This window comes from Microcystis ichthyoblabe FBCC-A1114, from assembly GCF_050500245.1.
GTDB lineage: Bacteria > Cyanobacteriota > Cyanobacteriia > Cyanobacteriales > Microcystaceae > Microcystis > Microcystis ichthyoblabe_A.
This window is the reverse complement of sequence record NZ_CP191408.1, coordinates 3,741,720-3,757,005: the sequence shown is the minus strand read 5'-3', so window position 1 is coordinate 3,757,005 and position 15,286 is coordinate 3,741,720. Positions and strand designations below refer to the sequence as shown.

Sequence of the window (15,286 nt, the reverse complement as noted above, 5' to 3'; positions counted from 1 at the left end):
TGGGATTAATAGACTAGATATTTTATGCCCCTAGCCTATCGAGAAAAGCTCGCTATTTTTTGATCGCCAAACTATCGAGATAAGCTTGGGGATTGGCAGGATCAAAAGTTTTGCCATCAAAGAATTTTTCGACACCCCGGGAGGTACTGGTGGGAATATCGGCCGCAGGAACTCCTAATTCTGTGGCTGCCGCTTTCCAAAGATCCTCGCGGTTAACTTTGTCGATTAATGTTGAGGCAGTGGTTAAAGTTTCTTTCGGCAAGAAACCCCAACGAACACTTTCGGTTAAAAACCAGAGATCATGACTCTTGTAGGGATAGGAAACGCTACCGGCGGGATCTTTCCAGTAGAAAACCCCTTTATTTTTGTCGGTGATTTCCGGTTTACCGTCACCCATTTTCTGCATTCCTTTGAGGGGACCGGCGATAATTTCTTCTTTGAGGTTGAAATAAGCCGGTTTAGCGAGAATTGCCGCCGCTTCTGCCCGATTTGCCTCTTGATCGAGCCATTGCTGCGCTTCCATAATTCCTTTTAACACCGCTTTGGTGGCTTTCGGGTTTTTATCCACCCAATCGGCGCGGATAGCGAGGTATTCTTCTGGGTGATAGGGCCAGATTTCTGCGGTTAAAGCTGACATAAAACCGATCTGATCAGCTACAATTCTCGCCGGCCAAGGATCGCCGGTACTAAACGCATCCATAGTTCCCGTTTTCATGTTGGCCACGGTTTGGGCTGCGGGTACGGCAATTAGGTTAACATCCGTATCGGGGTTAATACCACCGGCGGCTAACCAGTAACGAATCCAGAAGTCCTGATTAGCTTTCGGGAAGGTATAGGCAGCTTTGAAGGGAGTTCCCGTCGTTTTCATGCCGAGGATGTAATCTTTGGCGGGTTTCAGGTCTAAACCGATATTTTTGCCCTCGTGTTTACCTGCGATCGCAATTCCGTTACCCTGGGTGTTTAACTGCGCTAACACATACATGGGGACTTTAACGTTATTTTTGGTGATTAGTCCCTCGGAAATTAGGTAAGGCATGGGCATTTGCCACTGTCCTCCGTCAATTCCGCCCGCATCTGCCCCAATTTCGACGTTATCTCTAGCGGATCCCCAGTTTGCTTGTTTGGAGACTTCCACATCGGGCATCCCGTGTTTGGCGAAAAAGCCTTTTTCCTTGGCAATAATTAAGGGTGCGGCCTCAACGATAGGAATATAACCTAATTTAATTTTGGTGGTTTCAGGAGCTTGTTCCGGGGCGATGGCGACGGGAGAAGCAACCGGGGCAGCGGGCGCGGTGGTGGTGGTTCCACCCGTAGTGTCGGGGGGATTACCCACACAACCTTTGAGGACAACAGCCCCTGCGGCTGAAACTGCCGCCGTGGTTAAAAATTTCCGTCTCGAAAAATTTGACATAGAATCCTCCTACCTGCTGCTAAAGCAAATATGTGTGCTGAATTATGGGTAAAGGAATCCCTCGCTAAACTTCCCTTCTAGCCCGTGCTATAGAAATTTAGCTATGGAATATTGAATCTCGATTGAACTTACTAAATAAGTCTAGCGGAATTTGGAAAAAATAATTAATCCGAGCGAGAATTTTATTTACAAAAATTTAATTCGATTGATAAGAATTAATTAAGACCATTGATATATCTAGCTTCTAGCCACTTAAAAAGGTTTCCGTAGGGCGCTGGAGCAGGGGTGATGGGGTGATGGAAGTGGGGAGAAACAACAAAATGAGCCAAGGGTGAGTTTTAGGAATGCGGCTCCTTCCGGCTTGGTAGAATGGACAATATGCTTTCACCCCAAAGTAATGACCAGATCTAAAAAGCCGAAATCACCGAACTCCTCTGATTCGCCTACCTCTCCTTCCTTGGCTCTGTCTTCCCTACATTTTCGTCTCCAAGCTTTAGAGGAGGAGCATCAGTGGCTCCTCAAGCAGATTGGCAGAAAACGCAACGAACTGAAGAAATTCCTCGACCAGATGCGTTCCTTAGCGACGGAGATTTTCCAGAGAGGGCAACCTCTCTATGAAAAACTTACCGACCTCGACCGCGAAATACACGCCCTTTTTGACGAAATCCTCACTGCTAGAAAAATGGGGCAGCAGACAAAAAAAAGGATTCTCGGAATTTACGAGACACTTCAGTTAACGGGGGTGATTAGCCCGAAATTTGACGATGGAGATGAAGAACTTGACGAACTTTTCGGAGACGAAGAGTCGGAAGGGTCATCGGAGCAATCCGCGCAGGATTTCTTCTCTGGGGGAGACTCCTATGGCCGTCACGATGATGGAACAGAGCTATCACCTGAAAGCTCGCCTAAATCTCCTGAATCTAGACAAATACGCCGCACTTTCCTGAGAATGGCCGAGATTTTTCACCCCGACAAGGTTACAGACCCCGAAACTCGGATGCGTCACAACGAGATTATGAAGGAAGTCAACCGTGCCTATAAAGAGGGAGATATTGCCAAACTGCTCGAAATCGAACGACAGTATCAAATGGGGGACACTTTCGAGGTTGAAGGCTCATCGGAAAGCGACCTCCAACGACAGTGCGAGAGGGTTGAAACCAATAACGAACTACTTAAAAAGCAATACGAGAACCTGAAAAGAGAACTGCGCTCGGTGCGAAATACCCCGGAAGGCGAGATGGTGAGGGCCAGCCGCGCTTGTGAGAAGGATGGCATCGACCCGATTGAGCAAATGCTAGAGGAGATGAAATTACAAGTTCAATCCACCGAAAAAATCTATAATTTTGTCCGTGACTTCCGCGATAAAAAGATAACGGTTAAAGAGTTTCTGCGCGGACCGGTCAGGATGGGCAGAAGCCCGGAAGAGATGGAAGACATTCTTGATCAACTTCTGGAGCAACTTCGCGGAATCAGCCGTTAAAGAGAGAAAGCCAATATTTAGGGTATGCGGCAAAAAGTTTTTCCTGGGGGCTGAGTGTAGGGTTTTACCTAATTTTTAAATCCGTTGAGTAATGCACAGAAAACGGGTTTCTCGGAGAAACCCGTTTTCTACTCATGCAAAAGACAAAAGGGGGAATAAATAATCAGTTTTTAATAACTGGATTTAGTATAAAATTTAACATTAACGCCATTTTCTCAAAAAAATCGACCCGCCTAAGAGCGGGAAAGAAAGGAAAAGAGAAAAAATAGGGAATAAGGGTAAAAAGGGAAAAAAGAGAAAAAGGGTTACAAAGTCCTCCCAGCACCGCACACCACCCGAAAACCGCAGAGGTCGAAGTCGCCGCGGCGGTAGCTGAATCTTGGTTAATTGTCCAACGGTCTTTTTTAATGGCATTTCCCACAAGATTATGGTAGTAATCCGCCGGCTGCCATGGCTACAGTTCCCCCCTAAATGCCTTTTGTAAAAGGGAATTAAAGAGATTGTCTTGCTGATGCAGAAAGTTATTCATCTTCATTAAATTATTTTGAATAAATATATCTAATCTTGCGAAACCTTTTTGAAGCTCAATAGGGGGAAGTATAATTAATAATTCCTTGAGCTTACTGGAATTAACACCAGGTTGAGCTGAACCACTGGAATTTTGTTGGATTTGCTTCCAATAGAACTCAGTTTTAAAAAAATATGCTAAATATTCAGGACTTATCAAGCTAGATGGTCTGACTCTTATTAAATATGATGCAAATAAAGTATTTTCAGGGCAGTGACGAATTAAAAAACTCTTACCTGTTGTTGCTCCAGTTCTAGCAAAAACGATATCACCAGAAACTATAGAATATTTTTGTATATCTTTTTTATCACCTGAGCAGAACGGTACACTTTCCCAATTAATTTCACCATTTTGAATATCAGTAATTCTAAGCATTTTAGTGGCAGTAGGTACAAAATCCGCAGACGCAGTAATTCCATAGCTAATACTTTCTGATACTTTTTCTAACTTTACAATCTCCCACCCTTTCGGATTAGTAACAGGATCACCGAACATCTCTAGGAAAGTTGATCGCAATAACTCCTTAGTCAAACGAATTGCCTCTTTGCGCTTGCGTCGCACCCCATCCGCTTTATCTAAAATTGCCGCAATTCTTCGCTGTTCTTCGAGGGGTGGGAGGGGGATTTCTACTTGTTTTAAGTCTTTGAGAATAATTCTGCGAACAGCTGAACCAGTTTTTCTCTTTGATGCTTCATCAATAGTTTTCTGGAAACCTAATATATAGCCTAAATAACTACTATCCGCAATCTCTTTTTTTGGTCTTAGGATTGCAATTGATGAGAGTACGGCAAATTCTCGCTTCTCTCTAACTACGCAAACTTTTCCAACTGTTCCATCTTTAGAGAAAAGGACATCACCCAGCTTTGGTGCTGAGTTTCCAGCATCAGCGCGATCATACTCCTCCTGGCTAATATGAATACATCCGCTAAAGTCCAACCCGTTTTCTGTCATGTCTTTGACGGTTAAAAATGGAAACCCTTTACCAGAGTCCTTAAATGAGGCATGAGTTCCATCTGTAACCATCTCACAGATATCATCTAGAGACATATACTTCATCCCAACATCTCCTTATAACGCGTGTAAAACCTGATCAATTTTATTTTCAAACATAAATCAAACATCCTTTCGGTTGACTAAAGCGGTGGGTTACGACGGATTGTTAGATTGACTTTAACGCCTAGATTGTTGCCTTCTAACCCACCCTACTATGAACTCTTCTCCCCCCTTTTTAAGGGGGGTTGGGGGGGATCGAACCTAAAATCTATTTTTAATTTAATTATAACCAGCTACTTAGGGTCGCAGATACTAGAAAAAAATCAAGCCACTACAGTGGCACCCCTGAGATAATCTTCTAGTTGGCGATCATTGTCGTGACTGAGATTGCCTAGAGGTAAAGTTTCGACGCTAAAAGCTCTCACCTCGCTAACTTCTAATGTATCTTTGATCTGAAAATTCCCCGCGGCCGTCACTTCAATTAACAATGAAATGGAGTGAATGCGCGGATCACGCTCAAAAGAGGAATAAACCCCGACTAAACGCCCTAAACTGACTAAATTTAATCCTGTTTCCTCTTTTAATTCCCTTTGGGCAGTATTAAAAATATCTTCCCCCCAATCGATCATTCCCCCCGGTAGGGCCCATTTGCCGGTGTCTCTGCGTCGGATTAAAACAATTGTACCATCAGCAAGCAGCGGAATCATTGTCACCCCAGTTACAGGATGACGAAAGATAATTCCCATCACACTTTTAATAAAATGCCAAACACGACCCATAGGAATTAGGAGATAGGAAGATAGGGAGATAGGGAGATAGGGAGATAGGGAAATTTTAACTAATACCCCAAAACCCCAAAACCCCAAAACCCCAAAACCCCTAACAATATCAATCTTGACATCCTCACCGCCGTAAACGGACGGTGATTCCCAAACCTCACGATTTAAGTTTCTGCTTCCACCACCGTCGCATACCACAGTTAAAAAACCATGTACTGTCTTACACAGAGTCCACAGACTTTCGCCCCATTTCAGAAGCCCGATTCCGTGTGTCCCACGGTACGTTGACCGCCTATAGCTTCTTGTACTTGTTGCGCGGGACTTTTTACCCGGCCAAGCTTTTCTGGTCGGAACCCCCTAAGCCGAGTTTTCAAGGCTTCGGCCGTGAGCTCAGCCGAACGGTGCTGCGCCGTCCACTTGGTTTTCGAGGCTGGCCTTTTAATTCTAACGTAAAGCCAACCTAGAACGGCGGGGTTTCAGACGCAAATTTTCGATGATCGAGAATGGCTTTAGCTTGAATTAAAGCTGATCGCACTTGTTCAAAACCTGTGCCACCATAGCTATTACGGGCCGCTACCACCTGACGAGGAGCGATCGCGTCATAGATATCGGCCTCAAAAGCCGGATGTAATTCTTGCCATTCCGTCAGGGTTAAATCTTTTAATAACTTACCCGCTGCCAAACTGCTTTTAACGACTTTCCCGACTAAATTATAAGCTTCTCGGAAGGGAATTCCCTTACTGGCTAAATAATCCGCCACATCCGTCGCATTAGAAAAATCTTCCGCCACCGCATTAGCTAATCGGTCGGTTTTAAATTGAATCCCGGTGGCTAAAAGTACCGTCATCGCTTGCAAACAAATCCGCACGGTTTTAACGCCATCAAATAACGCCTCCTTGTCCTCCTGCAAGTCTTTGTTATAGGCTAGGGGTAAACCCTTCATTAAGGTCAATAACGCCTGTAAATGCCCAAAAACCCGCCCTGTTTTGCCGCGCACTAATTCGGGAACATCGGGATTTTTTTTCTGGGGCATAATGCTAGATCCCGTGGCACAACTATCGGTGAGAGTGATAAAACTAAATTCTTGGGAAGACCAGAGAATCATTTCTTCGCTCAAACGGCTCAGGTGGACCATAATCAGACTAGCGGCCGTCATAAATTCAATGGCAAAATCTCGATCGCTGACTCCATCGAGACTATTGTTATACACCTGCTCAAAATCGAGTAAATTGGCACTGTAATGACGATCAATCGGAAAAGTCGTCCCCGCTAAAGCGCCACATCCTAGGGGCGAAATATTAGTCCTGGCGCGAATTTGCCCTAATCTTTGGTGATCCCGTTCGGCCATTTGAAAATAAGCGAGGAGATGATGGGCTAAACTAATCGGTTGAGCGCGCTGTAGGTGGGTGTAACCGGGGATCAGGGTTTCCAGATGGTTTTCAGCGTGATTGACTAAAGCTTGCTGAAAATTGCGAATTTCTTGCCTAATATCATCAATTTGTTGTCTAAGATACAGACGTATATCCGTTCCTACCTGATCATTCCGCGAACGGGCCGTGTGCAGTTTTTTGCCCACATCTCCCACAATCTCGGTTAAACGACGTTCCACGGCAAAATGCACGTCCTCTTGATCGATGCTGGGGTTAAAGTTGCCGGTGCGGTATTCTTGACGAATTTGTTCCAATCCAGAGACGAGACTATCTGCTTCTTCGGGGCTGATAATACCCGTATAGGCGAGCATTTTAGCGTGAGCTATCGATCCGGTGAGATCATACTCGATTAATTCGATATCAAAGCCAATACTGGCGTTAAATTCTACGATCGTAGGATGGAGACTACCTTCAAAGCGATCGCTCCAAGTTTTCTTTGCTGTCACTGTTTTCGTTAGATGATTGTGGATAAAGTTAACCAAAATATGCTGGACAATTTTGGGGAATAATCCGGCGCTGATAGCATTACCGCTTCAGGTTAGAAAAATCTCCAACCCTACAAACATAAGAATAGCAAGAATTGCTCGCTCTGGCTGAATGCCCATAGGCGAAAAGCTAATAAGAAGTAAAACCTCGAAACATATAACCGGCAATGAAACCGATTAATAGGGCCCATGCTTGCCCAGTTTTGACGAAATTTGAGAAGGATTTCTGAACATTGCCGATGATATCCACGTCTTGCTCGGAAATAGTCATCAAGACATTGGTAAGGGGCGAAAAGTCGATCGAGACGGATAGATGATGGAAGATGTCGATCACGATGGCATTCCTCAAAGACGAAAATCTACAGAATAAGTTAACATGAAAACGACTAAATCAAAACCGCTTTTGTCTCCCTGGTGGTGAGTTGGAAAGGAGGTCACTTTCAAGATGATTGAGATTGCTGGTAATAGGATAATAGTAAATTGCCCGCTTTTGCTAAATCTTGCCCAAAGGCGATAATTCCTTCTTCATGACCACTCATCACTAAAATTTGTTGCTCCTCTAGACGATCTTCTTGACATAAACGGATAATTTCTGCGGCCATTTCTGGGGTTCCATAGGCGATATTTTCTTGAGTGGTCGGCACTCGATACATTAAATTTTGCCACAGGGGGCGATGGTGAATATGAATCACCCCATTAATCTGGGGATTCGCTTCATAAATTGCTCCATGGGTGAGAGTTTCTGAAGAAGCGGCAATTGTTCCCCGACAAGTGACCCGATTTTCTTGCCAATCGTAGTCTATAACTGTGGTGTAATGGGATTCATTTAATACTGGGATTCCCCCGGTGTTAGTGCCAGAAATAATGATTTCTTTGTCTATTTTTCCTCGTTGACTCACATTCCCAAAACCGATTCCGTTATCGTATTGACCGATTAATCCTAATCGATAGAGGCGATTGCGCCAATAATTTAATTCTGCAATCTCTGAGCTTATTAAGGGACGGTCAGGAATCCAAGTACAATTGTATTTAACGTAACCTTCATCAATCATAGATTTTTCTGAAAATATTCGGGATAATTTTGACAAACTTTCTGCACAAAGTCCTGGAGAGGATAGGAAATATTAGTGATATAATTATCTTTAATTGCTTGAGAAAATAGGGGTAAAACTTCCGTATCTAAGGCGGGGTTAAATAAGTTGATAGGTAGAATTAAATCGGAACATTCCCGCACATCAATGGTCTCAAAATTATCGGCTATAATTAACCAGAGAGGACGCACCCAAAGAGCCGAACGACTTTCGATCACCTGAATTACTTCTCCGTATAAAGTTCGATTTTTGCAGAATAAACTAACAATTTGATGGGGAGTGAATGTGTTCATAGACGATTCTAGTTTTCCTCGATCAGCTAAGACGCATTTTAATCGCTTATTCTTAGATTAGCCGAATCTTCCCCCAATCTCTTGACTCTTGCAAGAGCCAACAGTAAAGAGTATCTCATCTCCACAAGCAATTTAAATGCGCGGGCAGCTTATCTTTCACTGGTCACTGAAAAAAGCTGGCCACTTGCCAATCCCTTGCCAGATCGGGAAAAAACGGCTCTTCTAGGTTGTGTGTGATAAGTTTAACTTACTATATGATTGATCGATCTTTGTGTCCTTTGTGTCTTTGTGGTTCGTTCCACCCCCTCTCTAGGAGGAATGTATCTTAGAATACATTTTACCCACCAAATCCAAGAGAGCCAAAAAACTCCGTTAGAATACGGAAAGCCGTTTACAAAACGATACAAAATCATGACCGTTGCTTACCCTCGTAAATTCAAGAAGACGATGAGCGCTCGCGACATCATGAAGCGTGTCATTAGCGATCGCGAAATTCATCTTGTCACCCTCAACCGTTACCGCTACAACGAACAACGTAGCTGTAAAGACCTGACCGAACTGATCGAAACCCTAGACGGACAACCGAAAGAACTGATCCAGGAGCTTTCCCGTCACGTCGCCGATGAGGCCCGCCATGCCTACTGGTTAACCGATTTATTAATCGAATTGGGGGCCGATGTGGGGAAACCGCCGGGGTTGTCCTATATCGATGAATTTGAACGTCTTCTCGATCAAGATCAATTCCAAGGCGAAGAACAAAGGGAAGATGGACTGATTGCGGCCCTAGCGGCAATTAACGTCACGGAAAAACGGGGATGCGAATACTTTGCCGCCCATATTTATGCTCTCAAAGCAGGGGAACAAACCCCGGAAAATCTGAAAATTCAGGAAACGATCGCCAAAATCTTTCCCGAAGAAGCAGGTCATGTGCGTTGGGGCAATCGTTGGTTAGCCAAAATTGCCCAAAAAAGCCCCGAACATCGGCAAAAAGTCGAAAAAGCCAAGGCCAAATACTCAGCGATCGAACAGGCCGCCTATGAATCGGGTATGGATATCACCCTGGGAGCAGAATTGCGCCGCGTCGGTCATTTAATGGACATCGCCGCCACTATGCCGCTCTGGGAACGTCCTCAATATCTGATGGAACGTTTACCCCAATCCCTTCTCGACCCGAAATTGCAATTATTCCGGGTAGAAGCGGCTCAAAAAGCCTGGAATCGTGATCCACAAATGTTTATGGAACGCTTTTTACCGATGTTTTTTAATGCGGACGACAATATCGGCAAAAAAGAGAAAGTCAACTAATTTAATCTTGATTTTCAAAGGATCGAGAAAATCAGCTATTGTTTTAAATAGGGGTGAGTTCTCGGCTTTGGAGCCAGAGAAACACCACTTTTTTACTGTTTATTTTGACTTTTCTCTTTTGGATTATGCGTCTTTTAGCTGCCTTTGATCGCTACCCCGATAGTGTATCGTTAACCCTAGAACCAGTAGCCACCGACTCGCAAAAATTTGATTTATATTTAACTTTACACCTACAAGCTCAAATTCAATCTCTCCTTGGCGGGGAAATCAAATGGGGACTAAAAGGAGGAAAATTAGATTTTCTTTTAGTTAATTGTCACCTAACACCAAATCCTCTTTCTAGTCAAGAGTTATACATAAATCGTATTAATAATTATCAATGGCGGTTATCTTTCAAAAGTCCTCAGTCAATATTTACAGGAGCGATTGAAAGGATTAACCTAGGAACCGTGAGTGTGGAGGAAGAACCTTATCATCTGACGGTGCAATTTTCGCTGACAGCTGCGGATATCTGTATCACGGAAACATCGGGATTATGGAAACACGATCTAAGTCCCAATAAACATAGTATTTTAGAGCGAAAGTTAGCATTTTTCCTAATGGAAAATCAATTTGATGCTTTTTTAAGTCGTATTTCTTTGGGTTCATCGCAGGTGGAATTAGATAATGTTCTAGTTGAACCGCAACCGGCAGCATCAGAAAATTTAGAGAAATTGCAGACACAAATCGAGGGAATTTATGCTACTGTTAGTGATGATTTTCTGAAATTAGCCCAATTAGCTGAACTCAATCCCCTAACGGATTTTACTGGGGCAAATCTCCTAGCAGCGGAATTAAGTGGTATATCTTTAGGTATGGCCAATCTCTATCAAGCTAATCTGCGGGGGGCTAATTTAACCGATGCTGATTTAAGCGAAATTAATGGCAGTCATGCTAATTTTAAGGGAGCAGATTTAAGCGGAGCCTTATTAGCTAATGCCGATTTAAGTTATGCTGATTTTTACCGTTCTAGTTTGGCTTTAGCTAATTTAATTGGCTCCAATTTAGAAGGAGCTAATTTGGTTGAAGTCAACATCACTCAAGCGAATTTTAGCGGGGCAAAAGTGAAGGGGGCAAAGTTTGCCGATAACGTGGGTATGACCGAGGAATTGCGGGAAAATTTACGCTTGCGCGGAGCTTTCTGCGATTAATCAACTATTCAGCCTCTAAATGACACCAAATACCCTCACCTTTCACCGAAAATAGCGTTATTAAATAACAAAAGAAGATTAGAGATTTTCCTCGGCATCTATGCCCAATTCCCGCAGTTTAGCCGCTAATTTCGCCGCTTTTTGCTTTTCTTGCTCGACTTGGTTTTCTGCCTCTAAAACCCGGTTTTCTGCCTCCACAGCCCGATTTTCCGCCTGTTGTGCCGCTTCTGCGGGAGTGGGTACTAATTCCCCTTCGGGGGTAAAATAGCGCAATTTATTGGCAGATAAACCCAAATATAAGCCTAATTGTTGACTCCAGAGCCGTCCCTGAGCATTGGGGGTAATCGGTTGATATTGACCGCTAATTAGGGTAAATCCTTCAAATTCTAGGCTTTCTGGGTCAAACCAAAAATAATCGGGAGTGCGAAATATATCCTGATAAATTTGTTTTTTCTCCTCTCGGTCAACTTTGGCGGTACTATCGGAGAGAATTTCGATAATTAAATTGGGATATTTGCCCTCTTCTCGCCAAATTACCCAACTTCTGCGGTTGGGGTTGGGATTTGTCCCCAAAACGACGAAAAAATCAGGACCACGGAAGAATTCTGACTTTTTCTGGTTGGGACTGTAATAAATGGTTAAATTGCCGGCGGCAAAATAATCTTCTCGCTCGCGCCACCACCATTCTAAACACTGAATTAGTAAAATAATTTGTTGTAGATGTAAGTTACTTTCCAAGGGTGGTTCATCACTCCAAAATTCGCCTTCTGGGAAGATTATCTCAGGGTTGACATGGGACTCCACTAGGGGTAAGCTTTGAGCGATAGTCATGGTTTGTCCAACAGAGATAGGTCGATAAGTTATTATAAATGATTGAAGGGATTTTTTAGGCAATTTTAGCAGTAGCAATTGAGGTAGAATATTCCTGTGGGTAAATCGTCATTTTTCCCTTAAACAATACCAGAACGCAGGGCAATTACGGCCGCTTGTACTCGGTCGTCCACGGCCAATTTATTCATAATTCCCCGCACATGGGTTTTAATCGTATTGGTGCTTAAATAAAGTTGTTCGGCGATTTCAGCGTTACTTTTGCCTTCAACAATTAACTTTAAAACCTCCATTTCTCGCTCCGATAAAAGTGCTAGATTGGGATTAGGTTGCACTGCTGGCGGTTTGAGATTATCCATGACTAAACGGGCAATTTGAGGGTCTAAATAGGTGGCCCCGTCCTTAGCTGCTTCAATAGCGGCCAAAAGGCGATCGAGACTCGCTCCCTTGATACAATAGGCATCAGCGCCACTGGCCAGAGCTGCGATCACTTCCTGTTGGAGAGTGTGGGAAGTGAGCATAACCACATGAACATTAGCTAAACCTTCCTTAATCTGTTTGGTTGCCGCAATGCCATCGAGACGGGGTAAACCGATGTCCATGACCACTAAATCCGGCCGTAGGGATAGGGCTAATTGTACCCCTGCTAGACCATCACTCGCTTGACCGACGATCTCAAAATCTGGCTGTTCACCGAGCGCTTGTTCTAAACCTAACTGCATTAAAGGATCGTCTTCAACAATTAAAATCCGCATAATCTTTGATTCCTAACGGGAAAATGTACGGTTTTCACCCATCTGCATGAAGCAGAACTACTCCTAGTTTAGGCAATCTGGAGAGAGATTAACAGTGATTCAGTGATTCAGTGACCAGTGACCAGTAACCAGTGACCAGTGACCAGTGACCAGTGACCAGTGACCAGTGACCAGTGAAAGATACTAAATTTATTGAAAATTGAAAACTTAAACCTAATAACTTAAAACTTAAAACTTAAACCTGATAACTGATAACTGATAACTGATAACTGATAACTGATAACTGATAACTGAAAATGCTGCGTATTTCATCAGATCGGTCTAAAATTGTGCTTGTTGCCCTAGCTTATCTGGGTGTTGGTTGGCTAGGCTATCTCTGCTTAAATTTAGGGTCGCGACCTGCCCCAATTTGGATGAGTGCTGGTATTGGCTTAACTGCTGTTTTTTTAGGGGGAAAAAGGCTAGTTTTAGGCGTTTTTATCGGAGATTTGCTTCTAACCTTCTTTTTAGGGGGCAGTTGGCCCATAGCTCTATTTTCGGCGCTCGGTAGCAGTGTATCGGCTCTGTTAGGGGCGCAATTCCTACATTATCTGAGATTTTCCGCCACTTTACAGCGTATTCGCGATATTCTCTTACTGGTATTTTTAGCGGCCTTATTGGCCTCGGCAGTTAATGCCACTATCGATACTTTTGCTCGTAGTTGGCTAAATACTTGGGATTGGCGACAATTTGGACAGTCTTGGGGCATGATCTGGCTCGGAGATAGTACAGGGATCTTAATGACCACGCCGCTGCTGTTGCGTTTTTGCTTCAATCGTCACTCCCTGCGGGAACCCCGGCAACCCCAACGCCTTGGCGAGGCATTACTTTGTATGAGTTTGCTAACGGTGGTGACTTTCGTGGTTTTTGGTGGTCAACAGGATTTTCTTAACCCCGATTGGAGTATGGTGCAGTACCTCGAATATCTGCCTTTTCCTTTTGTGGTTTGGGCTGCTATGCGTTTTCAGACCTGGGGAGCGGTAATAGCCAATTTTTTAGTATCTATTTTAGCTTTGATGGGATTGGTCGGGGGAATCAGTCCTTTTATCCTACAAGCCCCCGACCATACCAGAGGTGTCCTGATCTTACAAATCTTTTTGGTCATTGTCATGTCAACTTCTCTGTTTTTATCGGCGGCGATTACCGAAAGACAACAGATCGATCGAGCTTTAAATGAAACTTTAGAACGAGAACATTTAGTCACACAAGTTGCTTTAAAAGTCCATCAATCTTTAGATATAGATCAAGTTTTAAATACCATTGTTGGGGAAATCAGAAATTTTCTCGATGCCGATCAAGTCTATATCGGTCACTGTCAAGAGCGGGGTTGGTCTAAGGTAATCGCTGAGTCCCGTCGTCCCGAGATTCCCTCGCTGATGGGTTGGTTTCCCGAACCAGAATTACTGGAAGAATTGGGACAATTATTTTCTTTAGATAAGTTAATTATTGCTGATAATACCGCTAAGGTGCAAACGCTGCCCACTCTCAAGGGTTATTACGAATACCTGCAAGTTAAATCCTCTTTAGTTTTACCTCTAACGGTTAATAATCAACATTTAGGTGCTTTAGTTGTCCATCAATATTCCCATCCCCGTCATTGGCAAAAAAGCGAGGTCAAATTATTAGAACAGTTAGCCACCCAAGTTTGTATCGCTATCGGCCAAGCGCAACTATATCAGAGGGTGCAAAGCTTGAATAATAATTTAGAACAGGAAGTGGCAGCTAGAACCCTGGAACTGCGAGAAAAAGTCCGGGAAATTCAGCGTTTATACGAAATGAAAACGGTTTTTTTACAGGCAGTATCCCACGATCTACGCACTTCGATTATGGGATTAGTGATGTTATTAAAAAATTTCCAGTGTCGGCAAACAGAAAAAGTAACTATCTCGCGAGCAATGCTCGATCAGGTGGTGCGTAGTTGCGATCGACAATTAACTTTAATTAATGCTTTATCAGAAAATCATTTTGCTGAAGAACGGCCTTTAATCTTGCATCGTCAACCTCTATTTTTAAAAGAACAGGTGGAAATTTGGCTGAAAGATTGGCAAAAAGATTTTGATTTATACCAAGCTACTTTTATTAATCTTCTCCCCGATAACTTACCCGCTATTGATGCCGATCCTTATCAGCTAAGAAGTGTTTTTGAACAATTATTAAATAATGCCTTGAAACATAATCCTTCACCAATTCAATTAGCTTTAGATGCTCGTATTGACCAAGATATGCTCTACTGCACTTTAAGCGATAATGGCATTGGCATGGATGAGGAACAATGTCAACATCTTTTCCATTTATATGTAAGAAATCTTCATAATCAACACCTAACGGGGATTGGTTTAGGTTCCTACCAATGTCGGCAAATTATCGAGGCTCACTCTGGGAGAATTGGAGTAAAAAGTACCCCGCGGGTTGGTTCACAGTTTTGGTTTACTTTACCCCTTGCTCATCAAAATTCTAGAGTAATTAAGCAGGAGTTAGTCAACAGTAATCAGTGATTTGTAACGGGATCGAGATGATTCTGCTTATCGCTCTTCTGGGACTCTGGGGTATATAGAATCGCCAATTCAGACTTGAATTAGCCATTTTATGTAGGTTGCCTACCGACAATTAAGGCATATTTGAGGAGAATTTGCCATCTC

13 protein-coding genes are annotated in these 15,286 nt (G+C 43.3%); 4 read left to right on the top strand and 9 right to left on the bottom strand.

The features are described 5' to 3' along the window. Positions 1 to 52: 52 nt before the first annotated feature. Positions 53 to 1,411, bottom strand: a complete 1,359-nt coding sequence (locus tag ACQY1Y_RS18165; RefSeq protein ID WP_430013287.1) for a CmpA/NrtA family ABC transporter substrate-binding protein — start codon at positions 1,409 to 1,411, stop codon at positions 53 to 55. Positions 1,412 to 1,808: 397 nt separating this feature from the next. Between ACQY1Y_RS18165 and ACQY1Y_RS18160 the strand changes: the two genes are divergently transcribed. Further along, positions 1,809 to 2,891 (top strand): molecular chaperone DnaJ, encoded by a 1,083-nt coding sequence (locus ACQY1Y_RS18160; RefSeq protein WP_430013286.1) that lies wholly within the window; start codon positions 1,809 to 1,811, stop codon positions 2,889 to 2,891. 454 nt (positions 2,892 to 3,345) lie between these two features. On the opposite strand, the gene ACQY1Y_RS18155 is transcribed toward ACQY1Y_RS18160, so the two are convergent. From ACQY1Y_RS18155 to ACQY1Y_RS18130, 6 genes are all read right to left on the bottom strand, one after another. Continuing rightward, positions 3,346 to 4,506 (bottom strand): restriction endonuclease subunit S, encoded by a 1,161-nt coding sequence (locus tag ACQY1Y_RS18155; protein ID WP_430013285.1) that lies wholly within the window; start codon positions 4,504 to 4,506, stop codon positions 3,346 to 3,348. Between the two features lie 269 nt (positions 4,507 to 4,775). Further along, on the bottom strand, positions 4,776 to 5,231 hold the full coding sequence (locus tag ACQY1Y_RS18150; RefSeq protein WP_002785137.1) for an NUDIX hydrolase: 456 nt from the start codon (positions 5,229 to 5,231) through the stop codon (positions 4,776 to 4,778). 460 nt (positions 5,232 to 5,691) lie between these two features. Further along, a complete protein-coding gene (argH, locus tag ACQY1Y_RS18145) occupies positions 5,692 to 7,107 on the bottom strand; it encodes an argininosuccinate lyase (RefSeq protein WP_430013284.1) in 1,416 nt (471 codons plus the stop codon). 169 nt (positions 7,108 to 7,276) lie between these two features. Further along, positions 7,277 to 7,480: a hypothetical protein gene (locus ACQY1Y_RS18140; protein ID WP_002735090.1), complete on the bottom strand. Its 204-nt coding sequence runs from the start codon at positions 7,478 to 7,480 to the stop codon at positions 7,277 to 7,279. 106 nt (positions 7,481 to 7,586) lie between these two features. Continuing rightward, positions 7,587 to 8,198, bottom strand: coding sequence for a class II aldolase/adducin family protein (locus tag ACQY1Y_RS18135; protein WP_430013283.1), 612 nt, complete (start codon positions 8,196 to 8,198; stop codon positions 7,587 to 7,589). Beyond that, the gene (locus tag ACQY1Y_RS18130; protein WP_002791025.1) at positions 8,195 to 8,530 is read right to left on the bottom strand and encodes a hypothetical protein; all 336 of its coding nucleotides are present in this window, start codon (positions 8,528 to 8,530) and stop codon (positions 8,195 to 8,197) included. The genes ACQY1Y_RS18135 and ACQY1Y_RS18130 overlap by 4 nt, the downstream gene beginning before the upstream one ends. Before the next feature lie 411 nt (positions 8,531 to 8,941). Here ACQY1Y_RS18130 and ACQY1Y_RS18125 point away from each other — a divergent pair, with 411 nt between their 5' ends. Together ACQY1Y_RS18125 and ACQY1Y_RS18120 are read left to right on the top strand one after the other, a co-directional pair. Next, positions 8,942 to 9,835: a ferritin-like domain-containing protein gene (locus tag ACQY1Y_RS18125; protein ID WP_002751461.1), complete on the top strand. Its 894-nt coding sequence runs from the start codon at positions 8,942 to 8,944 to the stop codon at positions 9,833 to 9,835. A 125-nt stretch (positions 9,836 to 9,960) separates the two neighbouring features. Then, entirely contained in the window at positions 9,961 to 11,025 is a 1,065-nt protein-coding gene (locus ACQY1Y_RS18120; RefSeq protein WP_430014691.1) for a pentapeptide repeat-containing protein, read from the top strand. Between the two features lie 78 nt (positions 11,026 to 11,103). Here the strand turns inward: ACQY1Y_RS18120 and ACQY1Y_RS18115 are convergent, their stop codons facing one another. After that, entirely contained in the window at positions 11,104 to 11,856 is a 753-nt protein-coding gene (locus ACQY1Y_RS18115; protein WP_430013282.1) for a Uma2 family endonuclease, read from the bottom strand. Between the two features lie 119 nt (positions 11,857 to 11,975). Further along, entirely contained in the window at positions 11,976 to 12,608 is a 633-nt protein-coding gene (locus ACQY1Y_RS18110) for a response regulator (protein ID WP_002737320.1), read from the bottom strand. A 296-nt stretch (positions 12,609 to 12,904) separates the two neighbouring features. Here ACQY1Y_RS18110 and ACQY1Y_RS18105 point away from each other — a divergent pair, with 296 nt between their 5' ends. Beyond that, complete coding sequence (locus tag ACQY1Y_RS18105; RefSeq protein WP_002773364.1) at positions 12,905 to 15,142, top strand: sensor histidine kinase; 2,238 nt, start codon at positions 12,905 to 12,907, stop codon at positions 15,140 to 15,142. The last annotated feature ends 144 nt before the right edge of the window (positions 15,143 to 15,286 follow it).

Bases quoted from the DNA above. Each gene is read 5' to 3' on its own strand.
- ACQY1Y_RS18165 (WP_430013287.1), bottom strand. From the start codon at position 1,411: ATGTCAAATTTTTCGAGACGGAAATTTTTAACCACGGCGGCAGTTTCA.
- ACQY1Y_RS18160 (WP_430013286.1), top strand. From the start codon at position 1,809: ATGACCAGATCTAAAAAGCCGAAATCACCGAACTCCTCTGATTCGCCT.
- ACQY1Y_RS18155 (WP_430013285.1), bottom strand. From the start codon at position 4,506: ATGTCTCTAGATGATATCTGTGAGATGGTTACAGATGGAACTCATGCC.
- ACQY1Y_RS18150 (WP_002785137.1), bottom strand. From the start codon at position 5,231: ATGGGTCGTGTTTGGCATTTTATTAAAAGTGTGATGGGAATTATCTTT.
- ACQY1Y_RS18135 (WP_430013283.1), bottom strand. From the start codon at position 8,198: ATGATTGATGAAGGTTACGTTAAATACAATTGTACTTGGATTCCTGAC.
- ACQY1Y_RS18130 (WP_002791025.1), bottom strand. From the start codon at position 8,530: ATGAACACATTCACTCCCCATCAAATTGTTAGTTTATTCTGCAAAAAT.
- ACQY1Y_RS18125 (WP_002751461.1), top strand. From the start codon at position 8,942: ATGACCGTTGCTTACCCTCGTAAATTCAAGAAGACGATGAGCGCTCGC.
- ACQY1Y_RS18120 (WP_430014691.1), top strand. From the start codon at position 9,961: ATGCGTCTTTTAGCTGCCTTTGATCGCTACCCCGATAGTGTATCGTTA.
- ACQY1Y_RS18115 (WP_430013282.1), bottom strand. From the start codon at position 11,856: ATGACTATCGCTCAAAGCTTACCCCTAGTGGAGTCCCATGTCAACCCT.
- ACQY1Y_RS18110 (WP_002737320.1), bottom strand. From the start codon at position 12,608: ATGCGGATTTTAATTGTTGAAGACGATCCTTTAATGCAGTTAGGTTTA.
- ACQY1Y_RS18105 (WP_002773364.1), top strand. From the start codon at position 12,905: ATGCTGCGTATTTCATCAGATCGGTCTAAAATTGTGCTTGTTGCCCTA.